General features: G+C 55.6%; 37 protein-coding genes. 12 read left to right on the forward strand and 25 right to left on the reverse strand.

What is annotated here, in order from left to right; all coding sequences use genetic code 11:
* Positions 1-237: 237 nt before the first annotated feature.
* Positions 238-546: a hypothetical protein gene (locus SynMITS9220_RS08385; RefSeq protein ID WP_186988578.1), complete on the reverse strand. Its 309-nt coding sequence runs from the start codon at positions 544-546 to the stop codon at positions 238-240.
* Between the two features lie 139 nt (positions 547-685).
* Positions 686-997, reverse strand: a complete 312-nt coding sequence (locus SynMITS9220_RS08390; RefSeq protein WP_115126799.1) for a TIGR03894 family protein — start codon at positions 995-997, stop codon at positions 686-688.
* Between the two features lie 141 nt (positions 998-1,138).
* On the opposite strand from SynMITS9220_RS08390, the gene SynMITS9220_RS08395 reads away from it, so the two are divergent.
* Complete coding sequence (locus SynMITS9220_RS08395) at positions 1,139-1,516, forward strand: DCC1-like thiol-disulfide oxidoreductase family protein (RefSeq protein ID WP_186988580.1); 378 nt, start codon at positions 1,139-1,141, stop codon at positions 1,514-1,516.
* Here the strand turns inward: SynMITS9220_RS08395 and SynMITS9220_RS08400 are convergent.
* From SynMITS9220_RS08400 to SynMITS9220_RS08415, 4 genes are all read right to left on the reverse strand, one after another.
* Entirely contained in the window at positions 1,507-1,836 is a 330-nt protein-coding gene (locus SynMITS9220_RS08400; RefSeq protein WP_186992284.1) for a hypothetical protein, read from the reverse strand. The two genes, SynMITS9220_RS08395 and SynMITS9220_RS08400, sit on opposite strands and share 10 nt — an antisense overlap.
* On the reverse strand, positions 1,781-1,954 hold the full coding sequence (locus tag SynMITS9220_RS08405) for a Nif11 family protein (protein ID WP_074160695.1): 174 nt from the start codon (positions 1,952-1,954) through the stop codon (positions 1,781-1,783). Before SynMITS9220_RS08405 ends, SynMITS9220_RS08400 begins: the two co-directional genes overlap by 56 nt.
* Before the next feature lie 113 nt (positions 1,955-2,067).
* Complete coding sequence (locus SynMITS9220_RS08410; RefSeq protein WP_186992286.1) at positions 2,068-2,349, reverse strand: hypothetical protein; 282 nt, start codon at positions 2,347-2,349, stop codon at positions 2,068-2,070.
* Positions 2,333-3,139: a prohibitin family protein gene (locus tag SynMITS9220_RS08415; RefSeq protein ID WP_369818414.1), complete on the reverse strand. Its 807-nt coding sequence runs from the start codon at positions 3,137-3,139 to the stop codon at positions 2,333-2,335. The genes SynMITS9220_RS08410 and SynMITS9220_RS08415 overlap by 17 nt, the downstream gene beginning before the upstream one ends.
* Positions 3,140-3,250: 111 nt before the next feature.
* Here SynMITS9220_RS08415 and SynMITS9220_RS08420 point away from each other — a divergent pair, with 111 nt between their 5' ends.
* Positions 3,251-3,760, forward strand: a complete 510-nt coding sequence (locus tag SynMITS9220_RS08420; protein ID WP_186988582.1) for a hypothetical protein — start codon at positions 3,251-3,253, stop codon at positions 3,758-3,760.
* On the forward strand, positions 3,760-3,930 hold the full coding sequence (locus tag SynMITS9220_RS08425) for a hypothetical protein (protein WP_186988584.1): 171 nt from the start codon (positions 3,760-3,762) through the stop codon (positions 3,928-3,930). Before SynMITS9220_RS08420 ends, SynMITS9220_RS08425 begins: the two co-directional genes overlap by 1 nt.
* Here the strand turns inward: SynMITS9220_RS08425 and SynMITS9220_RS08430 are convergent.
* The 4 genes from SynMITS9220_RS08430 to SynMITS9220_RS08445 all read right to left on the reverse strand — a co-directional run bounded on the left by SynMITS9220_RS08430 (position 3,927) and on the right by SynMITS9220_RS08445 (position 7,220).
* Complete coding sequence (locus tag SynMITS9220_RS08430) at positions 3,927-5,429, reverse strand: SagB family peptide dehydrogenase (protein WP_186988586.1); 1,503 nt, start codon at positions 5,427-5,429, stop codon at positions 3,927-3,929. The two genes, SynMITS9220_RS08425 and SynMITS9220_RS08430, sit on opposite strands and share 4 nt — an antisense overlap.
* Positions 5,430-5,906: 477 nt before the next feature.
* On the reverse strand, positions 5,907-6,158 hold the full coding sequence (locus SynMITS9220_RS08435; protein ID WP_136975612.1) for a hypothetical protein: 252 nt from the start codon (positions 6,156-6,158) through the stop codon (positions 5,907-5,909).
* A gap of 222 nt (positions 6,159-6,380) precedes the next feature.
* Positions 6,381-7,022, reverse strand: coding sequence for an SOS response-associated peptidase (locus SynMITS9220_RS08440; protein WP_186988588.1), 642 nt, complete (start codon positions 7,020-7,022; stop codon positions 6,381-6,383).
* Positions 7,023-7,037: 15 nt separating this feature from the next.
* Positions 7,038-7,220, reverse strand: coding sequence for a hypothetical protein (locus SynMITS9220_RS08445; RefSeq protein WP_115126865.1), 183 nt, complete (start codon positions 7,218-7,220; stop codon positions 7,038-7,040).
* A 47-nt stretch (positions 7,221-7,267) separates the two neighbouring features.
* Here SynMITS9220_RS08445 and SynMITS9220_RS08450 point away from each other — a divergent pair, with 47 nt between their 5' ends.
* Positions 7,268-7,423 carry a hypothetical protein gene (locus SynMITS9220_RS08450; RefSeq protein ID WP_170951887.1) on the forward strand — a complete coding sequence of 52 codons (156 nt, stop codon included), beginning with the start codon at positions 7,268-7,270 and terminating at the stop codon, positions 7,421-7,423.
* Positions 7,424-7,441: 18 nt separating this feature from the next.
* Here SynMITS9220_RS08450 and SynMITS9220_RS08455 read toward each other — a convergent pair whose 3' ends face one another.
* On the reverse strand, positions 7,442-7,963 hold the full coding sequence (locus SynMITS9220_RS08455) for a DoxX family protein (RefSeq protein WP_186988590.1): 522 nt from the start codon (positions 7,961-7,963) through the stop codon (positions 7,442-7,444).
* Positions 7,964-8,205: 242 nt separating this feature from the next.
* Positions 8,206-8,625, reverse strand: a complete 420-nt coding sequence (locus tag SynMITS9220_RS08460) for a nuclear transport factor 2 family protein (protein ID WP_186992023.1) — start codon at positions 8,623-8,625, stop codon at positions 8,206-8,208.
* Positions 8,626-8,709: 84 nt separating this feature from the next.
* On the opposite strand from SynMITS9220_RS08460, the gene SynMITS9220_RS08465 reads away from it, so the two are divergent.
* On the forward strand, positions 8,710-8,925 hold the full coding sequence (locus tag SynMITS9220_RS08465) for a chlorophyll a/b-binding protein (protein ID WP_186988592.1): 216 nt from the start codon (positions 8,710-8,712) through the stop codon (positions 8,923-8,925).
* Between the two features lie 20 nt (positions 8,926-8,945).
* Here the strand turns inward: SynMITS9220_RS08465 and SynMITS9220_RS08470 are convergent, their stop codons facing one another.
* Positions 8,946-9,800 (reverse strand): NAD(P)-dependent oxidoreductase, encoded by an 855-nt coding sequence (locus SynMITS9220_RS08470; protein ID WP_186988594.1) that lies wholly within the window; start codon positions 9,798-9,800, stop codon positions 8,946-8,948.
* A 167-nt stretch (positions 9,801-9,967) separates the two neighbouring features.
* Here SynMITS9220_RS08470 and SynMITS9220_RS13385 point away from each other — a divergent pair, with 167 nt between their 5' ends.
* Entirely contained in the window at positions 9,968-10,099 is a 132-nt protein-coding gene (locus tag SynMITS9220_RS13385; protein ID WP_255482993.1) for a hypothetical protein, read from the forward strand.
* Between the two features lie 132 nt (positions 10,100-10,231).
* Here SynMITS9220_RS13385 and SynMITS9220_RS08475 read toward each other — a convergent pair whose 3' ends face one another.
* Together SynMITS9220_RS08475 and SynMITS9220_RS08480 are read right to left on the reverse strand one after the other, a co-directional pair.
* Positions 10,232-10,531 (reverse strand): DUF2811 domain-containing protein, encoded by a 300-nt coding sequence (locus SynMITS9220_RS08475; protein WP_186988596.1) that lies wholly within the window; start codon positions 10,529-10,531, stop codon positions 10,232-10,234.
* 885 nt (positions 10,532-11,416) lie between these two features.
* Complete coding sequence (locus tag SynMITS9220_RS08480) at positions 11,417-12,667, reverse strand: glutathione S-transferase (protein ID WP_186988598.1); 1,251 nt, start codon at positions 12,665-12,667, stop codon at positions 11,417-11,419.
* Here SynMITS9220_RS08480 and SynMITS9220_RS08485 point away from each other — a divergent pair.
* A complete protein-coding gene (locus tag SynMITS9220_RS08485; protein WP_255482994.1) occupies positions 12,653-13,186 on the forward strand; it encodes a hypothetical protein in 534 nt (177 codons plus the stop codon). The two genes, SynMITS9220_RS08480 and SynMITS9220_RS08485, sit on opposite strands and share 15 nt — an antisense overlap.
* Here the strand turns inward: SynMITS9220_RS08485 and SynMITS9220_RS08490 are convergent.
* Both SynMITS9220_RS08490 and SynMITS9220_RS08495 read right to left on the reverse strand, forming a co-directional pair.
* The gene (locus SynMITS9220_RS08490) at positions 13,176-13,736 is read right to left on the reverse strand and encodes a pyridoxamine 5'-phosphate oxidase family protein (protein ID WP_255482995.1); all 561 of its coding nucleotides are present in this window, start codon (positions 13,734-13,736) and stop codon (positions 13,176-13,178) included. The two genes, SynMITS9220_RS08485 and SynMITS9220_RS08490, sit on opposite strands and share 11 nt — an antisense overlap.
* 13 nt (positions 13,737-13,749) lie before the next feature.
* Positions 13,750-14,484 (reverse strand): peroxiredoxin-like family protein, encoded by a 735-nt coding sequence (locus SynMITS9220_RS08495; protein ID WP_186988602.1) that lies wholly within the window; start codon positions 14,482-14,484, stop codon positions 13,750-13,752.
* A gap of 160 nt (positions 14,485-14,644) precedes the next feature.
* Here SynMITS9220_RS08495 and SynMITS9220_RS08500 point away from each other — a divergent pair, with 160 nt between their 5' ends.
* A complete protein-coding gene (locus SynMITS9220_RS08500) occupies positions 14,645-14,926 on the forward strand; it encodes a hypothetical protein (RefSeq protein ID WP_186988604.1) in 282 nt (93 codons plus the stop codon).
* A gap of 125 nt (positions 14,927-15,051) precedes the next feature.
* Here SynMITS9220_RS08500 and SynMITS9220_RS08505 read toward each other — a convergent pair whose 3' ends face one another.
* The 3 genes from SynMITS9220_RS08505 to SynMITS9220_RS08515 all read right to left on the reverse strand — a co-directional run bounded on the left by SynMITS9220_RS08505 (position 15,052) and on the right by SynMITS9220_RS08515 (position 15,805).
* On the reverse strand, positions 15,052-15,282 hold the full coding sequence (locus SynMITS9220_RS08505) for a hypothetical protein (protein ID WP_255482996.1): 231 nt from the start codon (positions 15,280-15,282) through the stop codon (positions 15,052-15,054).
* A 104-nt stretch (positions 15,283-15,386) separates the two neighbouring features.
* The gene (locus tag SynMITS9220_RS08510) at positions 15,387-15,623 is read right to left on the reverse strand and encodes a hypothetical protein (protein ID WP_186988606.1); all 237 of its coding nucleotides are present in this window, start codon (positions 15,621-15,623) and stop codon (positions 15,387-15,389) included.
* A gap of 11 nt (positions 15,624-15,634) precedes the next feature.
* Positions 15,635-15,805, reverse strand: a complete 171-nt coding sequence (locus SynMITS9220_RS08515) for a hypothetical protein (protein ID WP_170951890.1) — start codon at positions 15,803-15,805, stop codon at positions 15,635-15,637.
* A gap of 249 nt (positions 15,806-16,054) precedes the next feature.
* On the opposite strand from SynMITS9220_RS08515, the gene SynMITS9220_RS08520 reads away from it, so the two are divergent.
* A complete protein-coding gene (locus tag SynMITS9220_RS08520) occupies positions 16,055-16,303 on the forward strand; it encodes a DUF1651 domain-containing protein (RefSeq protein ID WP_115126817.1) in 249 nt (82 codons plus the stop codon).
* A gap of 33 nt (positions 16,304-16,336) precedes the next feature.
* Here the strand turns inward: SynMITS9220_RS08520 and SynMITS9220_RS08525 are convergent, their stop codons facing one another.
* Complete coding sequence (locus SynMITS9220_RS08525) at positions 16,337-16,606, reverse strand: cupin domain-containing protein (RefSeq protein ID WP_067093031.1); 270 nt, start codon at positions 16,604-16,606, stop codon at positions 16,337-16,339.
* A 130-nt stretch (positions 16,607-16,736) separates the two neighbouring features.
* Between SynMITS9220_RS08525 and SynMITS9220_RS08530 the strand changes: the two genes are divergently transcribed.
* Positions 16,737-17,669: a bestrophin family ion channel gene (locus tag SynMITS9220_RS08530; RefSeq protein WP_186988608.1), complete on the forward strand. Its 933-nt coding sequence runs from the start codon at positions 16,737-16,739 to the stop codon at positions 17,667-17,669.
* A gap of 29 nt (positions 17,670-17,698) precedes the next feature.
* On the opposite strand, the gene SynMITS9220_RS08535 is transcribed toward SynMITS9220_RS08530, so the two are convergent.
* Positions 17,699-18,049 carry a hypothetical protein gene (locus SynMITS9220_RS08535; protein WP_186988610.1) on the reverse strand — a complete coding sequence of 117 codons (351 nt, stop codon included), beginning with the start codon at positions 18,047-18,049 and terminating at the stop codon, positions 17,699-17,701.
* A gap of 91 nt (positions 18,050-18,140) precedes the next feature.
* Here SynMITS9220_RS08535 and SynMITS9220_RS08540 point away from each other — a divergent pair, with 91 nt between their 5' ends.
* Complete coding sequence (locus SynMITS9220_RS08540) at positions 18,141-18,575, forward strand: DUF1499 domain-containing protein (protein ID WP_255482998.1); 435 nt, start codon at positions 18,141-18,143, stop codon at positions 18,573-18,575.
* Between the two features lie 568 nt (positions 18,576-19,143).
* Here the strand turns inward: SynMITS9220_RS08540 and SynMITS9220_RS08545 are convergent.
* Complete coding sequence (locus SynMITS9220_RS08545) at positions 19,144-19,332, reverse strand: hypothetical protein (protein WP_186988612.1); 189 nt, start codon at positions 19,330-19,332, stop codon at positions 19,144-19,146.
* 173 nt (positions 19,333-19,505) lie between these two features.
* Between SynMITS9220_RS08545 and SynMITS9220_RS08550 the strand changes: the two genes are divergently transcribed.
* Complete coding sequence (locus tag SynMITS9220_RS08550; protein ID WP_186988615.1) at positions 19,506-19,736, forward strand: hypothetical protein; 231 nt, start codon at positions 19,506-19,508, stop codon at positions 19,734-19,736.
* 349 nt (positions 19,737-20,085) lie between these two features.
* Here SynMITS9220_RS08550 and SynMITS9220_RS08555 read toward each other — a convergent pair whose 3' ends face one another.
* Both SynMITS9220_RS08555 and SynMITS9220_RS08560 read right to left on the reverse strand, forming a co-directional pair.
* Positions 20,086-21,210 (reverse strand): NAD(P)-binding protein, encoded by a 1,125-nt coding sequence (locus tag SynMITS9220_RS08555; RefSeq protein WP_186988617.1) that lies wholly within the window; start codon positions 21,208-21,210, stop codon positions 20,086-20,088.
* Between the two features lie 224 nt (positions 21,211-21,434).
* Entirely contained in the window at positions 21,435-21,635 is a 201-nt protein-coding gene (locus tag SynMITS9220_RS08560; protein WP_067093164.1) for a hypothetical protein, read from the reverse strand.
* Between the last annotated feature and the right edge of the window lie 7 nt (positions 21,636-21,642).

Below are 21,642 nucleotides of genomic sequence, written 5' to 3' on the forward strand. Positions count from 1 at the left end.
AATGAATAGCTACGGATGGAGTCAGATAGTCGTCTTCTTAAAGCACTGCCACGAACCAATCCTGTTACTGCGATGCGGCTATTACTCCCATTCCAAACAGCCCTTTAACGAGCTGCTTGAGATGTGCTGGAGCTCAGACCTTCAAGCGGTGCTGAAAGCTGAGTGGGCTTCGATCAGCTTGAACACTGGGGATCTCATGGTTAGGTGCTTACCCCATTCATCCATCAGGCCAAGTTTTTATTGGGAGCGACTGCACAACCTTCTAAAAAAGTATGAATTACCCTCAAAAATAATGACCACAAACTCATCAGACTGGACAACACCCTCATATTCGACGCAAAAGGAATCGACAAACTGATCGGCAGTTCTGATTCCGCTTTGCCTTAAAAGAACGATAAATGCATTGTTCTGATCTTCGCCAAGAATGTAATCGGTCTGGTCTGCGATCTCATCGATCAGCAGCTGTTCCTCCTCAGGTTTTGCCTCATACCAGTCGGCATAACGTTGTCGCTCTTTAAGCGATTCAAGCGAGAGACCACCACTCATTAGAGAACATCATTGGAGTTTCACAGTCCTGAAGCTGGTCAGAACGGCTGACTGTCGTCACCCGATCCAATGGCAACAGCACCAAAGCGAATCCAACCCAGCACTGCTGCATCAACAACAACTGGCGCGATCGCCCAACTCAACCGGTGGAGCGGGAGCGGCGACGCACCACTCGGCGACCGTCAGGTGTTTGTTCGACTTCAGGAGCGGAGTCTGCCGAGTCTGCCGACTTGGTCACATCCTGCCCTTCAGGCTCATTCTCAGGAGGTTCCTGTTCAGCAATCACGCCAACCACCACAGCCGCCTGCACCTGGTCATGCAGATCGCCTATCACCATCAAGGCTTTGAGCGTGAGCTCAAGCCGAGACTCCCTTGGTAGGCCTGGACGCAGCTTCTTGACTGAGCCCCAAAGCTCAAGCGCCACCTCTCTGAGGAGTTCCTTGTCTGCCATTCGAGCCCGATGCGATCCGTTTAATCGATGGCATCAACCTACCGTTCAGAGTGCAGCGCGCTTCCGTTACACAGAGAATTGACGGCAGACCGTTGCTTACCAGTGCCGCTGAACAGCATCTGAACACGCCAGGATGTCTGCATGGCTCTCACACTCGTCTATGACGGCGGCTGCCCGTTCTGCAGGCATTTCGCACAGCGCAGTGAACTGATGGGTGGTCTTCCCGACCTGGTGATCAGGGACGGCCGCAGTGACCATGCACTGAGAGCTGAACTGCGCAACCGAGGATTCAATCTCAGCAACGGCGCTGTGCTGATGGATGAAGATCAGATTTGGCATGGCAGTGAAGCCATCTCCAGGCTTTGTCAGCAGCTGTCTCCCAGCGATCCTCTGCTGATCCTGCTGAATGGTCTGTTCAGCGATTCTGGTCGAGCCAATCGCCTGTATCCGGGGCTGCTATTGGCCAGACAGATTGCTCTGAAAATGCGTGGACTGCCAGTGGATCCAGATCAGGCTTGAGCCGAGCTTCCCAGCAGATTGGTGGACAGCTGCTCAGCATGATCAGAGACATGATCCTGCTGGTAAGCGAACTCTTCCAGTTCAGCGTGCAATTCCATCAGCATCACAGCCATTGAATGTGCCAGTTCACTGCTGAAGCTGATCTGCATGGAACGCTCGAATATCCAACCCGGCGGTTCTAAAAGCTTCAACGGAAAAGGCGTGGATGTCGTCAATGTGCCGTTACATAAGGGCCGCCAACTGATCAAGTGGCGGCCCGAATGATCACTTGTGCTCGCGTTGCCAGCGGCTGAAGTTGGCAGCGGAAAACTTGTGCCCATGGCGCATTCCAACCTTGGCCACGCAGGTTGTGTCACCAGCGCACTGCTCAACCTCGCGTCGGATGTTGTCGTTGCCGTTAGCCCTGGCGAGAAAAGTCTCCAGCTGTTTCATGGACATGGGGAACCTCCAGAGGGTTTCTCCACCGCTAACCCAACCAGAAGGGAACATCCGGATCCATCGGTTTTTCTTCCCCAACACGCTGGCCATGGAAGCTGCCCTGACAAGCGGCATCACATCAGCACACCTGGACGCTGATTGCGCTGCTGTGAAGGAGCAGGAGCCTGCGGAAAAGGTCCTTGTTGCGGCAACACCCGGTACTGAACCCTCACCCGCGTACGAGCAGCGCAGTGGGTGATCAGACCCAACAGAAGCACCAGCAACAGTCCTGTAGCTGCGCGTTGGTTCATGCTCAGACCAACCTCGCAGGCCAACCGACCGGGAGGACAAACCTCCACGGCGCGAATGACCTGATCAAGACCAGCGGCTGAAACAACATCACTTCCGGCCGACAATCACCGGAGGAGTTCCTCCAGCACCACCTGGCAGACCAGGAACAACCTGGGTCTGGCCATCCCACTTATCCAGGAAGAGCTTGTAGAGAACCTGATCATCAAGGCTCTTGTTGAGCGTGTCGTAACGGAGCGCTTCCTGCTCAGCAATCTTGACCTCGGTCTGGGCGCGAAGCAGCTGCTGTTCAGCAATCTGTTTCTGCTCAATGGCAGCTCGGTATTCCTCAGCAATCTCCAGACCGGTGAGATCCAGACCCACTACCTTCACGTAATCGAACTGGTCAAGTTCTTCAGCAACCGTGGAGGCCACCAGCGAGGAAATGTCATTCCACTCAGACGCAATGGTGACAAGCTCGTATTGGGAAAACACCGATTTGAGCGCTTTCAGAAGCGAAGGCTGAATGATGCGCGGATAAACATCGCGATCACTGCTGGCGATCGTGCTGTAAACCCGGCCGGCCTCATCAGGGCGCAAGGCGTATTTGATGGTGGCCGTGGCCTGGATCACCTGAAGGTCCTTGGTGAGCGTGGCGAAGTTTTCGGGCCTCACCTGAGTTCTGATGCTGAATGGCCACACCTGCTGCACCAGCGGAGCTTTCACATTGAGGCCCGGCTGGCGCGGAGCACCACTCACCTTTCCAAGGGTGGTGATCACCGCCACTTCACCGGCAGGGACAACAAACAGCGCCTGACCCAAGAGCAGCAAACCGGCCAAAACAAGGGCAACGATCGCCACCAGACCACCTTCGGGACCTCCTGGGGTGACCGATCGCATCGACGAAGGGCTCTGCATGAAGTGAATGCGTCAGACGCTGAAGTTCGCTCTCTTCTAGCGACGAGCGGCGCTCTCTGCTCGCGGGAGCGATTGAGCCCTGATAGCGTCCGCCCATCCTGTCTGGGTCCCATGCTGAGAAGCCTGTTCTCACTGCTGTTTGCAGCCCTCCTGCTGATGGCGCAACCGGCATGGGCAGCAGACCTGCGGCTCACCTCCGTGAGCCTCGCTCCCTGCGACGCTGCCGACCCGGGCTCACAGCCGAGCAACAGCAACAGGCAACGCAGCAACATCACCAGCCCGGAAGGAGCTAGCTGCTACGTGCTGAGCGGAAACGTCAACAACCCCGGCCGCAACTCCGTTGTGGATACGGATGTGTATGCCCGAATTCTGGATCGCAGTGGCGAACCGGTGCTCCAGAACCGCACACGCGTGGGATCGATCGGCGATGTGCTTCCAGGAGACCACCCTTTTGCACTGCGACTGGCAGTGCCGGCTGGAACACCAGGACCGTTTGAGGTGAAAAACCCACGCGCTCGCGGCTTCAGCGCTCCGGTGCGCAGCAGGGCCGGCGACGACGAAGAGTTGCTGCCGCTCGAGCAGGGTGTGGTGCAACCTGGACTGGAGGACGAGATCAGCTGATGCTCCAGATGCTTCGAGCCGGAGCGGTGATCCTTTTGATGCTGATTGGCATGGTGCTGATCGGCTTCCATCCGCGCGCACGACAGCCGGGGAATCGGATGCCCTCACTGCAAGACAACCGGATGATGCCCAGAAACACCATGAGGCGTCTGCGGCAGGACAGGCTTTAAGCCACAACAGCAGCCCCAGGGTCAAATCCATGCGTTGACGCTGGATTGCCAATCATGAATTCACCCACGGAACATTCCAGCCGACCGGAAAGGCCTGAAGCCTGCTCAAACAATTCGCTGCTGCCAAAACTCAGCCCACAAGGAGCGAGTCCAAGCGCCGTCGCCACCAGATACAGCTGCTGGTAGATCGACCCCACGTCTTTGAGGATCAGCGCGTAGGACAAACCGGTGTGCTGATGAAGACTTGCATGTCTGCCGTAGCGGGCAGCCATCACAACAAGCACATCCGGTCGCTGGCCCTGGCCCGGCGATACAGAAGCGGCCTGAGGTGCACGACAGGTGGATGCAGCAGCAAGGTCGAGCATCTGCAGACAAGATTCGCCGAGATCACTCAGTTTTCCTAGAGAGTGATTGAAGGAGTCGTAGTGATAAAACCCAGGCTGAAGACCGATGCATCGGTGGATGCATAAATACAGCTCAATGGAATGAAGAGCTCCTGCGCTGGCGACAGGTCTCAACAAGCCGGAATACGCTCGCGATAGACCTGGATCGCAGAGAATTTCCTCCCGAATGTGCATGGAGTACCAGAGGAAATCACTCAACACACCTGCAGTCACGGGCTGTTCGTGAAAAGCCCGGATTGTTTTACGTTCGCGAACGACTTGAAAAAAACTCAGGTTGTGATGAATGTGCGACGGCTCAGGAAGGGCTGCCGTAGAGAGAACGATTCTTTGATGCTTCGCAGAAAACCGCTGTTGGTTGATTGGCTTCGGGAGTGATTGATCGCGACAAACATCAATCATCTGTTCACGCGTATGACAGTGAAACGCGAGGTCTTCAGGCGTCCAGCCCGCATCGACGGCTTCCTTGTCGATATCAACAACACACTCACCATCACAGACGCCTGCGACACCAGAGCTCAACAACAGAGAAACAAAATCCTCATGGTGCCCACGCAGATCATCAGGCAGAGCCTCCTGGAAGGTCTTCCGGTCGGACGCCGAAACGAGCTGCATGAGGATCGGGAACAATCGTTGATCCTTCAGCAACACCGTTGCCGTTGCCAAAGGTGTTGTGATCTGTAGCCCATCAACCCGGGGCAGAACACGAACAAACTTTGACAACTTAATGCGGTAGTCGCCAACAGGGACAGTCTTTCGCTGAAGCGACGACTTCACAGGATCAAGACAGATCGCTGCACCCTTGAATCCGCTAATTTCAACGAAAAGCAATCCCTTGGCGTAAAAAACCTCAAGCTCATCAAACAGTTCTTGATGATCAGCAAAGGCGGACAAAGCATCATCATTGATGCAAAACTGTGCTCGACTCACGCCTTTTGCAGACAAATCTTGCAAGAGACTCATTAATGAATCACTTGGGGCTTCAATCTTCAGGCTTTGCTGAATCGAGTTCAGCCTCGTGGCATAGGGACTGGTGATGACAACAGCGTTCTCATCCGAATCAACGTGAACACCCTCGCGGAATCGATAGTTCAGCATCCTCCAAACACTAGCCTCAAGTGCCTTCGACACCATGGCTGGGATCAGAACAGGCTCACATCAATGCATCAATGAAAATCGCAATCAAAGTCGCCCAAACTAGGACTACGCTGCATCTGCGCAATCCAAAGGGTAGGACAACCACAAGCTCACTGATTCAACGAAACAGGATGAACATACAAGCCGGTATCTCCTGAGAAAGATGGAGATCCAACAGAACCCCATGCAACCGCGACCAAAAGACCTAAGGCAATCGTTAGACCAAATATTTCCAGAATTTTTTATTCACAGCAATTCGAGCCCAAAAATATAACGACAACAGAAGTGCTCCTAAAAATCCGAGCCCCATTCCCCACATCAAAGTGTCTTCAGCACCAAGAAAGTCAATGCAATGGAAGCAAGCACCAGTCATAAAGAATGCAAAGCCAAAAGCCCGAAAATTCTTTGGCAATTCAGTTGTGACCTGAGTGGAGCTGTTCATTTCCGGTTAAAGCCTCTATTCAAAAAGGTGAACCATCCACCAGCGACAAGAAGCATTGCCGGCAGACCCGCGATGAAAACGCTGAAATCCGATTCCGCTGCATTAACAATCCAGAAAATTCCCCAAAACCAGGTCAGGAGAAAAATCAGATTGAGCAGCAGCTTCGAGGAGAATTGAGCAATCAGCACTTCTCCAACTCGACGCTGAAAAGTTGTAGCTTGCGTGTTAGCCATAATCATCAGTGCCAACTAGATTTTGATACTCACGCGTCCCTGTGCCGTATCAATTGCTCCACAAAGCAAGGTCTCCTCGACCAGGCGAGGGATTCAATTGATGCAGACGGAAGCTGAATGGCCCAAAAGGAGAGGCACCGTCGAACGTCTTTTCGCAAGCCATCAACTCACTGCCTGAACAGGATTGGCTTGAAAGCAATTGGGGCTTGCCGAAAACTTCGTCCGTTCACCAACAGATCAGCTCTGCAGAGCAGAAAGCAACGAAAGCTGGCCATCGTCCTTGCCAGAGACCACTTCCCAGCCCCTGGGATCCCATGGACTGAGCAGCGGCTCAAGCGCTCTCAACTGCTGGCCATCCAAGGCTGACATCCAGGCTTCTTCCAATCCCTGCGGAATCAGCACGGGCATCCGGTGATGCAGTGGTTTGACGAGCTGATTCGGACTCGTTGTGAGGACAGTGCAGCTATCAACCTCACTGCCATCACTCCCCAACCAACGCTCCCAGAGGCCAGCAAGCCAGAAGGGTTGGCGATCAATGCGTCTGATCGCGCGACCTTTTTCGAAGAAACAACTGGCAGGGATCAGACAGCGTCGATGACGCCAGGAGCCTCGAAAACTGGGCTTGTCTGCGACCGTTTCCGAACGGGCATTGAAAGGCCTGGGCCCCTGCGAAGGATCCTTCAGCCAACCAGGAATCAATCCCCAAAGCATCAGCGATGCTTCTGGACCCGACTGATCAGAGCGATAGGCCAGCAGCGGCTCGCCAGGAACAATCAAATCGCGTGGTGCGTAGCGAGTGCGATGTTCGTGGTCCATGCGCTCGAGCAAAACCTTTGGAAGCTGGCTCAGGGGCGTGGCGAGGGCATAACGACCGCACATTTCAGCTTGGCTCGATCAGGATTCCTGACGGAAGATACGTTCCAGATCGCGTCTGAACTGCTGAGTGGAAAGAGGTCGCTCTCCGCGACGGCGATTGTTGCGAATCACCAGTGAGCCAATCCACCAGACCTGCAGGCCCGCAAAGACCGAACCGACCACGAGCAAACTGAATGTTGGAGGGTCGAGGTGAAAAGGCATCAGCGAAGCGACAAATCGAGCAAAATGAAGATCCTCGCCACCGGTCAATGAAGGAGATCAGCATTGTTGAGCTGGTTGCCCGCAACTTCGCCCGCTTCGCTGCGGTCTCTGGCGTTGTCGCCCTGGTGATCTGGCTCAGCTGGGTGTTGCTCGATTTCGAGCACATGAACAGTGGATTCACCCTGCCTCAATCTGTGTACTGAGGCAGAGCAAAAGCTAATTCAGCTGACGCCGTCAGCAACAACGTCGGCTTTGACGTCGTTAGCGGCCTCGGCGTCTGCGGTAAAAGCAGCTTCAAGACGATCGGCCTGAGAGCGTGTATCGGGTGCAAATCGGCGAGCAATCAACTCGTCAACGGACAGTCGACCTGGACCCACGGCCAGAATTGCTGTCGCAGATGCGAAATACAGACCAAGAAGCTCAAGCAGGTAGATATTGAATCCAGCGGTGCTGACAGCGTGGTAGATCGCCACGGTCATTGTTCCGAGAATGGCCAGGGCACCGAAACGGGTCAGCAAACCCGTGATCAGCAACCAGCTGCCGCCGACTTCTGAAAAAGCTGCGATGTAAGACAGCGTGATGGGGAAGGGAAGTCCGAGAGGACGGACAAACGCGTCTGCAAAATTGTTGATATTGGCGAGCTTCTCGTAACCGTGGTGGATCAGGAGCACTCCGGTGAAGACTCGGAGCAGAAGCAGACCAGCGTCAGCAAGGAATGGACGAGTAAGAATTGCCCTGATCACAGAACTAAAAGATAGTTTACGAAACGTAAGGGACGAGCCCCCTGTCTCGTGTGACCAAAGAACGGATCAGGCGAAAAATAAGCAGATATACTCATCTGCAGCGGGGTCGCGGCCCGTGGTCGCACCCTCCAGAATGAAGCAACATTACGAGTGCTTGACATGACCAGCGAAGCCCTCATCACTTTGTTCCTTGGCTTCGGGGCTGCGACACTCAGCCTGCTGTTCTGGAAACTGAGCCGTGCTCAGTCAACAAATCGCTTGTAAAGCCAGCGCACAAAACCACCCACCACGGGAACGGGCTCAAAGGTTGGGCCCACGAAATCGAAATAATCCCTGTGGTCCTCCACCTTGCCTTCAGCGTTGAAGCGCAGCCGACTTGTGCCTGGGTAGACAAACTCAATTCCCTTGATCTTGAGTCCCATCTCCCATTCCACAAATGCGGTGTCGCCCTCGACGGCGATGGCGGCGGGAGTGAGATACACATCATCGCAACGCCGCATTAAGCCGTCCTGGGCCTCCACGTAGGCCTTGATGCCCTGGCGCTCCTGTGTCGGGTCCTTGAAGCGCACGTTCTCGTCATACAGCTCTCGCCACTGCTCCTCAGTGGGAGCAGCCATGCCGTAGGGCTTCGTGAACAGTTCTCGCAGACGATCAACGTTCACAGCCAAGACCAACAAGGAAAATCACACTATTCAGATTTCTGCGCAGATTGCATAAGCTTCTGGGCCGCACAAGCGCCTCGTCCCATGTCCGATCAGCGATATCAATACGAACCCATCGAAGCCTTCGGAGAAAGCCTCACCACCAATCGCCCCTGGAACACGTCGGCTCTGGAGATCGTTGAGCGAATCAATGGACGCACAGCAATGGTGGGATTTGCAGCCGCGATCATCGGCGAGTGGATCACCGGCCATGGTCCCGCCGGGCAGGTAGTGGCCATGATCCGTTGGTACCTCAGCTGAGCTTCAACACAACCGCCAACTCATCGTCCATCCGTCAGTTCATGCAGGGCGGAGTAGTCGCCAACATCAAGGTCCGTGCCAGTAGCCCGTTCCAGCAAACTCGAGAGTCCGTCCAGAGCAGAAGCGTCCACTCCAGCCAATCGCGCCTCCCGCAAAAAGAGCTTTAGATCCTTGCGCAGCAGACTGGTACTGAAGTTTGGATCGCCGTAGTGGTGAGACATCATCCGCTCCAGCTTCTTGTCGACGGTGGGGGCATAAAGAGCTGAAGGACGCAGAACCTCCATGAAGCGATCGACGTCCAGACCGGAGGCTTGAACCAAACGCAGTGCCAGTGAATATCCATGGGTCAGGCTGGCAATCAGCTGATTGAGTGCCAGCTTCGAGGCAGCACCCGTGCCCACAGCACCCATCAATCGCGGCTCTGATGCCAGCTGGCGCAGGAGGGGCAATTGAGCTGCAAACACGTCCTGCTCGCCGCCGGCCATCACCAACAAACTTCCCTTCAACGCTTCAGGGCGACTGCCGAGCACCGGAGCTTCCAGATAAGAGCCTCCCTGCAGGCTTACCTGCTCAGCGAGGGAGACGCTCTCACTGATGCCCATGGTGCCCATCGGCACGATGCATCTCCCAGCCAAGGGTCCGAGGCTGCCGATGATCTCTGCGGTAACAGGACCATCACGCAGCACAGTGATCACAACGGATGATGCGTTCAGCCCCTCGCCGGGAAGGTTCAGCTGCTGAGCCCCTGCCTGCACAAGCCCAGCACAGCGAGTGGGGTTGCGATTCCACACGTTCAGCGTGCAGCCCACATCAAGCAGACGTTGTCCGATCGCAGCGCCTAGAAGGCCAGCACCCAGCAAAGTAATGGTGGTCATCAGGCAGCCTGAAATCCCTTCCACCTTGCAACAGGCGTCGGCCTAGCTCATCTGTGCATGCACCTCGATGAGCCTGCGCCAGTCAGGTGCTCAGTCAGAGCTCGAACACATCAGTGGTCACCAAGGCCGGATTGAGCAACCAATGGGGAGATGTCTGGCCTCAAGTGATGGCGAGAAAAATCCAGCTCCCACTGTCCAAGCGCCCCAGTTCAATCACGACAGCGTTGGCCACGTTGACCTTCGCCTACATCGCAGCCTGGGCTCTTTGGGGATTGGCAAACGCTTATCCCAGCATTTGAGCCAAAAGAATGCCTTCTTCTAACTGGAATGATGGCCTCTGAGGATTAGCTCGCGACAATCAATATGCCCGCTGACATTCATCTCTAACAGTTCTCAAATCAGTCAAAACTGATCACCTGAAAACGAACTTTTCAAGTCGTTGTTGAGCCTTTCCTTTGCTTGGAGGATGCAGCGATCGGAGTTGCGAACAAGTCATCGAGATAACGCTCCGTTACTGCCCTTTCGCTGCAACCGTTCTGGTACAAGAATCGCGCCAACGCCGAACTCATCAGCTGATATTGATCCCAGTTGGGATTGGCACCGATGAACCCCTTCATCGCGTTGAAAAGGACTTCAGGTATTTCAGATTCCAGACTCACAAACGGTGTCTCTTGTTCAGTGGCGACAGCCAGCGCGGGGTTGACGCAGCTTTCCAGTTGATAGCGATCCATTCAGTCTTCGGACGTCCGGCTATTCGCCACTACAAAGCCATGAATCAGAGAGGACGTCAAAGCTCTCGCAGAATTACCAGCAATCCCTGATCTCAGACGAGACTCGTCTCACTGCAGTGGCTTCCGGTTTGACGATCCGGTCCAACAGTTGCCTTTCAAGCGAAATTCCTTTTCTGTCAAGCGCCGAATGGCACTCGGAGCAAAAACCACAGATTTTCAATTTTCATCTGCTGTTTCGGGGATTTTCTGTGGAAAAGCTCTTGAGACCAGTGGAAAATCGTCCTTTTTTTCCACAGGACAACCCGCCATCAGCAAGGCTTATCCCTCGAAGTCTCATAGGACGCGCCAAGAGCAAAGACATTTGAGAAATAAACTGGGGCAAGGTTGCTTGGGAAAGCGAGTAGCGCTTGCTACTTATTTTTTCTCCATGTCCGATACGGATCAAACGCGATCCGCATCGATGTTCTGATCGCTCACAAGCTCAGCTGAATTCCAACGCCTGCAGGAACGGGGCCTGAAACCGAACCTTCAAGGGCGGTCAGCCCCCATCCATGGACAACGAAACAGCTTGGCTCCAGTCCCACAACCCGGGACAGCAACAAAAAAGACCCCACTGCTAGTGCAGCCGGGCCAGGGTGATGGGGATCCACATCTTGGGATCACTCATCAGGCTCGTCAACGCCACATATGGTGCATCGCTGCTGAAATTGATGACCAGGTATGCCTGAACACCTATTTCGCGTGTTGGATCCCTACTCTCCCGAAGAAGGCCGGGTGATGGGAATGATCCGAGCCAAGAGTCGAGCCACTGCCAAGGCGGTGGCTTTTTGATGGCAAGGGTCTCTCTCATCTTGTGGATCTAACGCCAGTTGCTGAGCCAATCCATCAGCTGTGATGGGTCAAAAAAGGCCTGGGATCCTGATCGAAACGATGCTCAAACGGCAGTGCATCTGGATGCTGATCACCATCCAGTGCCGCAGTGGACTCCAGACACTTCCTCAGCAACCTGGCGCTCTCCAGCGGCATATCCCGGGGCACGGAAATCCGGTCTCGCAGATAACGCAATGCTGAGGCCGAACCTGTCTCCGGTGGTACGGGCTGGTCAAGAACCATTGCTGTGAGTGCAGCCCTCAGCGGTTGATCAAAGCGATCACCAAGAGGGTTTCTGGCCAGAAGAATGTTGCGATGCCTCAGCACCCTCTCCAAAGCGCGCGCCTTTGCAGACACCATCTCGCTTGACGAGCTCCAGCGACGTTCAAGCTCATTGAGTCCGGATCCGCTATCCACCGCCAGAGCCATGCGTTGCTGTGCCTCGCTGCCATCAGCCCAGCAGCCGCCCATCTGCGGAGGTAGATCATGGGCATGGGTGTGCACATCGCTCTGGGTGCCTCGATAGGTCTCCAGGTGCTCAAGTGCCGTGAGCCAGCGATCGATTGCGGGATGCTCCTCGCGCAACGCAAAGCCCTTGAAATAAGCGAGTGAGGCGTTCATCCGTTCCACATAAGGAATGAACACCAGGTCTGCTGTGCCAGGGATCGGACCATCAGGTGCATCGGGATCCAACCAGCTGCCGCCGCCGCTGATGAGCGCCTGCTCCATTTGCTGGGCGACACGCTGAAACTGATCACGGGCCTGACGTTCTTGTCGCTCTCCCAGACCGGGAGTGCACAACCAGATGCACCAGGCCCTGAACAGCAGGCGTTCAAGATCCCGAAGCCGACGCACTCTGCGGTCGGCCATCGGAGCACCAACTGGCCCGAAGCTTCGCTCAAGAGCCTCCAAAATCCGATCACTTTCAGTGATCAGACGGCCATCAAGCTCCAGAGCCGGAAGCATCCCCGACGGAACGAGAGCAGTGAACCAGGGCTCCTTGGGGCCGTAGCAGCGCATGGTCACTTTGCGAATTCGGTACGGAATCCGGCGAAACTCAAGCCAAAGCCACACTTTCTGGCAGTACGGGCACCAGGCATGGTGATCGCGGAACAATGTGACCCGAATCGAGTCTTCGGGCTGACCAAACAGGCGCAAGGTGGCCTGGGAATTGGCAGGTCCTTCGATGCGCTCGGCTGCTGGGGCCGCCAGAGCATCCAGCTCAGACCAGCTGAGCGCATCAGCGCCAGGTTGGACTTCTGTCATGGCATCCTCGGAGCACCGCTGCATGATCATCGCCAGAGCGGATCACCCGTGGACATCGAACACAGCCATCTACTGGATCTCGAGAAGCAGGCTCGTCGCAGCGGTTCAGGACTGACCGCCGGAAACCTGATGGGGTACTGGCAACTCAAGACCGTATGGCCCAAGGGTCAAACCGAAGCCAATGCCTTCAATGGCTGGCTGCTGCGCAGCATCGGCGCCTGCCTCGAAATCAGCGGCGGATCCACCGACGGGCTTCAACTGCGTAACGCCGTGAACCTCGCCGGACTCACCCTCCAGTTCACAGGTCCAGGCGAACTGAATGGCCGCCAACCACTGCTGAAGTTCCGCTTTGAGCAGGTGGAACTGCTGCTCGGCCGCTTCACTCTGTTGAAGAAGGAGTTGCCGCCACCGCAAGAAGGTCGAGAGCCGTTTTTTGCCCTGATCAGCCGCAGCCCAGAGGGGTGGATGGCCGCGCGGGGCAGAGGCGGCGGACTGGCGTTTTGGACTCTCAGGGGTTGAGACGTTGCTCATGCCAGCCATCTCGGAGCTCCCAGCTGCGGCGAAGGTGGGGATGGGGTTTGAGATCGAGCTGCTCGACACGTTCCAGAGCAACACGCATGATCAGCAGATGCGAGGAGATCGGCTCGTCATCAGCCACCTCCTGGGGCCAGGGCCCTTGCGCATCAAAAGGTTCACCTGGAGACGGCCAGGCCCAGACCATGCGACCGGATGGGGACAGGCGTTGCCAATGATCGAGCAACGCCTCCGGTTCCTGCTCAGCAGTGACGAGAAGCGCCCTGCCCCTCAGTCGAAACTGCTCTTTAGCCTTGCGAAACAACCAGCACAGTTCAACCCTCGGCTGACTGAGCAGCTGAGAAGACTTTTCACTGCGCACATCGGTCAGCAGCTCCAAGTCCCCACGAGGGCTCCAACCCCGGAAGACCAGCGTTCTCACTCGTGGTGTGCCGTCTTCTGCAGTCGTCGCCAACTGCAGCCAGGTGGCGCCGGGAGATCGCCCCTCCCGTTGACGAGCACTGCGCAGAAGTGATCGCCAAGGGGGAAGACTCATCGCCGTTTCGTGATCACTCGACATCATTCAGCCAGGGATCGAGAAACGCGAGCGGACGCTGCATGGTTGCCGAGAATCCAAGAATGCCACGATCGCGGTAGACGTAGAGGATTGAATCGTCGCGATCCAGCAGGAATGTGCCGCCACGCTGGGTGATGAAGCGATCATCCGGCACGTAAGTGCTCCAGTTGCGGAGCACCTCGTTCATGTTGCGCAGCCGCACGGTGGCCAATTCAAAGGGCCGCTGAAACCCATCGCCTCCAGCACGTCGGAACAAAGCAGCAGGTATCGGAGGCAGCACGCCGGTGGACACCGTTTCATCAGCATCGAAGCGTTGGGCCGCTGAACGGTCACCGGTGTAACCACGCAACACCTCGGCAAGGGTTCCTGGGGAACCGATGCCAGCGCACATCAGCAAAAGCGAAGGCCAGGGCCCTCCCGGTGCCTGCAGACCGGGGGACAAGCCAAGAGCCTGATGCAAGCCGGAATCAGGCTCGACCTCAAGCAACTCCCTTGGCAACCCAGTAAACGAGCAGAAACGCTCTGCCCCGGCCTGATCGCCAATTGCAATGGCGAGGGGGCGGATCCCTGCTTGTTCGAGCCTGGGCAGCGCAGGCACCAGCGCCTGGGCATATTCCATCGAATCAAAGTCACCAAGCTGTGTCAGCAGCAGAACCAGACGTTTAAATCCCTGATCATGGCCTTGGCTCTCTCCAATGCGTGTCAGCAGTGCTTGTGGTGCGTTCATGACTGGGCTAACGACAGTGCCGACACGGGGTCTGACCTGAACGACAGCATGGACTGTTTCAAGCGCAAACGGTGATCGATGACGCCAGGGCTCTAAAGGATGAAGCTTGCCGACGAGCTGTGGTCAGTGCAGCGTGGGGACAGCACAGACAAATCTGAGCATGGGACGGGTCCAGAGGTTGGCAGCTCAAAGGCAGGTCACGCCTTACGAGCTGTCGCGCAACATTCTCCAGGAAGCCGGCTACCGGATCACTCGCAGAGAGGAGAAAACTCCCGCTGGGCATCGCGGCTATGACGTGATCTTTCCCTGCACAATTGATGGACAGCCACATCAGAAAATGATGCGACGAACATGGCTGATCGAACTCGCTGAATTGGTACTGGAAGGATTCAAGCCCGAGGAGATTGCCAGCAACTATTTCAAACGAGAATTCGACTCGTAGCGCGATGTTCAGTGAAACCCGAGAGGTCGATCAATGATGACAATCTGACAGGAGACGCCTCTCCCCTCAGCTCTGAAGGGAGAAGAAAGCGCTCAGAATTTCCATCATGCATCGAGGAGAATCCCTCAAAGAGAAGTCCCATTGCAGAGCCTCACTCCCAGAGCACGTTTTTCTGAAAACGACATTTTCTCAACATTACTTTCACGAATCACCTCATCTACGCAGTGATTGAAATACCGCGCTTGATTCGCCAGCGGAGAGATCTGGATGGCTCCATAGATCACGGCAAAGATCAAAAGCACTGGGTAAAGATGTGCATTAATCAGCTCACGTGCTTGAGACATTGACGGATCCATCACTGACTGCGCAGTAGCAATGAAGACACCACCGCGTCAAGCGAAATCGCCATCGAACAGGGCCTGCTCCAAGGCGGCAATGTGAGCAAACAGGAAAGCCTGGCTCAGGCCTCTTGTCTCTGGACGCAAAACTGGGTTTGATGGCGTTGTGTCACCCGGGAGCCCCCGCCGTGATCGGTCAAACCAGGATTTACTGCCATCAGGGAAAGGACTTCCTCCTTGTTGAGGTTCCATCCCAGGAAGCCCCATTGCAGATCCAAGAACTCACGGATCAAGGCTGGGAGATTGAGGCTGAAATCCCTGTCTGAACAGCTGAAATCGGCAGCAAAGCCTGCGATCACCCAGATCGGCCTCAATCGTCGTCGTCAAATTTCTGCACTGCCGAATCAATCAGCCCCTGGGTGTCCGTGTTTAGGGAAGCCACAACAAAAAACACCAATGACAACACCCCTGCAGCCGCAATCACCACAACGCTGAGATTGCTCATCTCAAGATTGCCGTAGCGGAAAGCCAGATAAATCATCGTTGTCGCAGCAGCTCGAACCTGAGGGATCGCAGTCCGTTCTCAGAACCATCAATGTACGCATTGACCGAAACGCGACGACACCAACAACGGCAGCAACCAAAAGACAACAAAGCTTTGCATTGACACATCTGTACTACAGCACTAGAACAGATGTATCAGCAGAGGATCCATGGCTCCGAGCTCCCCCTATGCACCGTTCAAGGCTGAGGAGTGGATGCGTGCGTCCCTGATCACCCCACGGAAACGATGCCAAGCCATGGTTGGATCCAGGATCCCAGCACCCAGGACACGAAACGGTTCCATGCCGATGAAAAAAGCTGGAACCGCGATCCGAGGGTGTTCGTGGATTCAGGGCGACCTTTTCCAGACCAGGCACCACTATTGACCACACGTGTGCATTTGAGTCAGGACACGGCTGAACGCCTCTGGGGTGAACTCCTACGTGTCGGTTGGCTTCCATGCAGGCCCCAGTGGGCCGCTGATGCTGAATTCTGAGCCGTCAACACTCGCCAGACGCAGCATCTGTCGTCAGCCGAACTGATAATGCTTTCGAACAGGTTGATGAACCTGCCAGGTGCACGACAGGCCTGCTGGGAATTCCACGAGATCGCCAGCACCGAATCGAACCGGCTCGCCGTCTTCTGGCGTCACCGTGACATCACCCTCAAGCAGCAGACAGGTTTCACGCTGGTCATACTGCCAGGGGAAACAGCTGATTTCACAGGCCCATACCGGCCAGTCGCGAACACCCAGGGCCAGGATCACACTCTCCGGGCAGTTGGAGGTCACACAGATCATCGCGGGGTTGGTCGCGGCATCAGCAAACCATGATTACTCGGCGTCGGCCCCACCCATCGAGCTTTGGCAATTGGCCCCTTGGTTGGCCGGCGATGATCACAGCTGTGATCAAGTCTCTGCAAGAGCGGCCATGATCGAGTCTGGCGACTACGGCTATCCACCAAGCACCCGCAGACAGGACTACGTGCTTGTTGTGCTGCAGCTGCTCTGGCGCATGCGCTTCGACTTGCTGCTGCTGCTCTTGATCACCGTTCTCGTGCATAACGACTGGATCCCACGCAGCTGGACCGCCAACGAAAGCGTGGTGAGGATCATGGGCATCGCGGCATCGATTTTTCTCGGCTTTCGCAACACCCAGGCAATCGGGCGCTGGTGGGAAGCCCGCAAACTCTGGGGAACCGTTGTGAACGTGAGCCGAAACTGGGCAGACACACTGCGGGCCCATCTCGACAGCAGCAGGCCGCCCGGACGTCAGGAACGCAAGTTGTTGCGTCTGCAGGTTGCCATCGTGTGGCAACTGAACTTTCAGCTACGCAACTTCTGGCAGCGAGACCTGCGGGAATTGCAAGATCATTTGCTGCAGGATCTGAGGCTGCCTAGCACCACCAACCTTCGCCAGCTGGGGCAGCTACGCGGCGTCTGGATTGGGGATCTCCATCGCCAAGGCTTAACCGATGGATTTGGTCGTCTGCAGCTGATACAAGTTGGCAACGCCTGCACCGATGCCATTGGCGGCTTGGAGCGAATCCGCAACACACCGCTTCCGGCCTCTTACGAAGTTTTCGTCAGACTTCTGAACTGGTTGTTCGTCCTGTTGCTGCTGCTGTACTTCCACGACCTTGGTCCCGATTCACACAGTCGTTTTGGAGGTGTGGTGATCGTGGTGCTGTTCCTGATGGCCGAACGAATCGGTGCCTATGTGGAAGGTCCGTTTGATGCTGATTGCAGCAGCTTTTCCCTGCCGCTGGACAGCATCTGCCTCACGATCAGTCACGACCTGCTCGATCACGCGACCGAGCACGTGCAACACCTGAAATCGGACGATCCCGTGCGCTGGACCTGATCAGAACAGGGCCATCATGAAAGGCACAGTCAGCTGGCTCCCAGGTATTGATTCCTGAATTCCCAGGCCACAGAACAGCGATACTGATAATTCAGGCCAGCGATGCCAATTCTTTTGCACGATGCATCCGTCATTGCTGCGCCTTCAGGAACTTGTGACAGCAGTTTGTTCAGCGTGACTTCTCGGTTTCGCCCGCTAGCGGAGATCGATAAATCATTGGCAAAAGCTGTAGGCCCAAAACCCAACAGCAAGAAGCCGAGCAGAATTACAGTGAAAAATCTCATCATCAACGAGACCGCTTCCCCAGCAATAGCCACGAAGAGAAACCGTGGCCCAATGATTGACTCGTTCTGATCCTCAAGAAATTGCTCGGTAGCCACCAGACGATTGCAGGAGACCGCAGATTTAGTCTTCAGTTCAGATGACTGGGATCAAGGAATGATCGTTGATGAAGCCCCATAGGATGACTGCATGCCTGGACTGTTGATCAGCATGCCTGCGTTTCTGGTTCAGATCACCATCCCGGTTGTTCTGGCGCTGTTCCATGTTGTTGGACCCATGCCAACCGACTTGGCGACCGATGGCGGTCACCTGAGTCCCTGCCCAGGCCCTGAGCACTGTGCAAGCAGCCAATGGATCGTTAAAGATTCCTCTGCAGCTCTGAAACAGCTGTCTGAACGAATCAAAGCCACTCCTCGCACAGAGATTGTCGAGCAGAGGGCTAACTATCTGCATGCCACCTACAGCAGCAGGATCTTCGGTTTCGTCGACGACGTCGAACTCTCTGCAACCGATGCCGTCACTCTGGAGGCGCGTTCCATCTCGCGCCTTGGAGAGTCCGACCTCGGCGTGAATGCACAACGCCTGGAGAGCCTCGGCTCAACGATCGAAACTCCGGAAGCTTGAATCGAAGCCAGGCAAACGTCTTCAACGAACACTGTTGTTACAGCTGGATGCCTGACGAGTCGCACAGGTGTTGACTGAACCCAACACCTGAGCAGTTCTCAGATGAGCTGCTCAACAGAGACAACGCCTTGCCTTGAATCCCTCCAGCATTCGCAGATTTATCTTCACTCTGATCACCGGATACCTAGCGATCTTTGGGGTTCAGAAACTTCCCTATGAGTTTGAGAATCAGTGGCTTGTTCTGATTCCAGTTCTGATCGTTGTTTACATCATCACCGTCTGGCTGGATGGAATCTTCTTCAAAGATTCTGCTGTGGAGGAGACAACTGCGCCCAAAGCAAAGAAAGCTCAAAAGCAATCATCAAATAAGGGTTTTGGCCAATAATCAACCAAAACTCAGAGCGAACAACTCAACTCATCAACTCCAGCTGCGCTATGAATGGATCCGCCGATTTAGTGTCCATGCACACGACCGCATTGCGGCGATGACGAGAAGGTTCGCGTGTCTCCCAGCCATGGGTGGCACGACGAGAAAACTCAGGGGCAGAGCTGGCACTCTGCCTCTTTTTTATGGGCGGCAGGCATACACGCTCAGCACCCTGCCTTCATCGGTGCTGCGAGTTCCAACCCGATGACAATGAGCCTCAGCCGGTGGGGTTCTTGAACCCACGTGAATCGTGACATCGGCCTTGGCTCCGCTGGCCAAGACAACGACAAAGGCTGCCAGGGAGAGCAGAGCCGTGATCAACCATCGCATGGCCTGACGTCAAGGGAATCGATTCTGGCCAATGGCTGCTCTTGCGGCGGCGGCTCGTGCGATGGCTGCTTGCGGACGGGGATCTGGCCCAGAGCCGATCAGAAGCTTTTTGAAGGCACTTGACCCGGAGCCATTGGATGGATTAGTACATCAGTACTATTTACTAGCAGGCTATGGACGAGTGGGAGTACGTCGACGCAAGTGAGCTTCAGAACTGGAAGGGGGCTCGGATTTGCCTGACCTGCCAGCACTTCACCTATGGAGTGGATGCGTCCTGCCGAACGATGGTGGCCTGCAAGCTCAGACAGCAACAACTCCAGCAGGGAGACCATCTCACCAAGCGCTGCCGGCTCTGGTGTCCGACCTGGCAGGACCAGGCTGGATGGTGCCCCGAATACGGCTGATCAGCTCAAACGCTTGTCAAAGCCTTGGATCAACCTTCAAAGTCCAACCATGGAGACGTTTCTCCTTACCGGCAGGCGTAGACGGGGCGATGCGGCCCAGGCAACGGTTTGGTCTGAGTGACCATCTGGGTCAAACGACGACGTAGGGCCACACAGTCTTGGCACTGGCATGGCTCATCATCATGAACACTGGCATGAACCCGGACAGGCTGAAATCGGCTGCGCATGGGAGACGACCTTTTCTCTGTTGTGACGCGCTGCGCCGATTCCGGCCAGCAGTTATCACAATCCTGTGATTGTTTTGCATGAACCAACGACGGGTGATGCTTGAGCGACAAGCAGTCGGCATTCAGGACGCAATCAACTCGGCCAGATCGAGACCGCTCTGAAGGGCTCCCTCCGCCATGCCGAAACCGGGTCCCGCAATCCAGTCGCCACAGAACCCCACACGGGCTTTGCTGCACCACTGCAGCGCTTTTGGCATTCCTTGCTCCAAGGGTTGAGCAGCTCCCCAGCGCATCACGCCAAGCGAATGCGCATGGGACACCATCCTCTGCAGTGATGGCCAGGAGCCAAGAAGCTCTGGCAAAACACTCAGCAATCGCTGTTCCTGAATGATCAGAAGCTGTGGCTGCGTTTCAGGCGTGATCAACGAACCATCGTCAAGACCGTGGATCACCAGACCGAGACGCCCCTGCTGTTGTCGCTGCAGCACAAGACGTTCCACTCCGAATTGCTGCTGCGCCCGAGGCGTCAGCCAGATCTGCCGAGGCAAAGGATCAAGATCCATCGCCGGGAACTCCAGCATCAGATTCCAGCGAATGCTCGCGTTGAGGCCGGCAATCGAGGCCAGTGCCTGATCAAGAAGAAGATCGTGCCGCTCAGGAACGGCGTCACGCAAGGGCACGTCGCTCCTGCCAAGCATGGCCAACGAACGGGGATGGGCAAGGAGCGTCCCGCTGAGCACGAGATTGCTGGCACAAGCCCCACCAGGAAGAACCCAGCTCTCACCATCTCTGGAGAGCGTCTGAATCCGCTCCCCAAAACAAACACCAACTTGATCAGAGCCATCAGACAGCAACGTCTCCGCAACCGAAGCCATGGTTGGGATGCCTCGCCAGCGCGGACCGCGCAGCAGAGGGTGATCAGGAGGTGCAACGACAGCACCGTGATGGTCCAGGCCAACAACAGGGTCATCATCAACACGAATGACGCCGCGTTGTTCCAGCGACTGCATCAGCTCCAGCAAATGGCCTTGAGGCTCACTCTGAAAACTCAGGGTCGGAGATCCGTGATCCAGACGCCAGAGAGGGGCATCGCGCCGTCGCCTGGTGGCACAGCGACCTCCGGGTCCTCGACCAGCTTCCAGAATTTGAATGGTCCCGCGCCAGCCTTTGTTGCTCAGAGCTGCCACCAAGGCGCAACCGGACAGCCCAGCACCGATCACAACAAGATCAACATCCTTGCCAGGCATGGAAACCGCTGGAAAAGCCTCGATTCTGAAGGAGCCAACAAAAAAGACGGGTGGCGGCCCGTCTTGATTCTCCCCAAGCGCTTTCCGGAGAAAAACTCCGTGCACATCTTTTATCGCGTGGTGAAGACTCACGCGCCCTAGGAATCGATACTCAAATCATTGAACGTGAAAGGTCCAATTCAACGTCTTGAATCAAGCCTTGTGCAGGCAAAAGAGAGTGACAACTACGAACTCGCTTCAAGAGCGAGAGCCGAGGACATTCTTTTCTCTTCATTCACCAGAAAATCAGACCACATGCCAACAAGGAAACTGAGTGTGGACAAAGCACGAACCTGCTCCTTCGAACCCGGCTTGGTGTACTTGAAATCCATAAACATCTGATCAGCAACCGACTGCTGTTCCTTGCAACGCGAATCAATCGACATCAATCAA

The organism is Synechococcus sp. MIT S9220 (genome assembly GCF_014304815.1).
In the GTDB taxonomy this organism is placed as follows: domain Bacteria; phylum Cyanobacteriota; class Cyanobacteriia; order PCC-6307; family Cyanobiaceae; genus Synechococcus_C.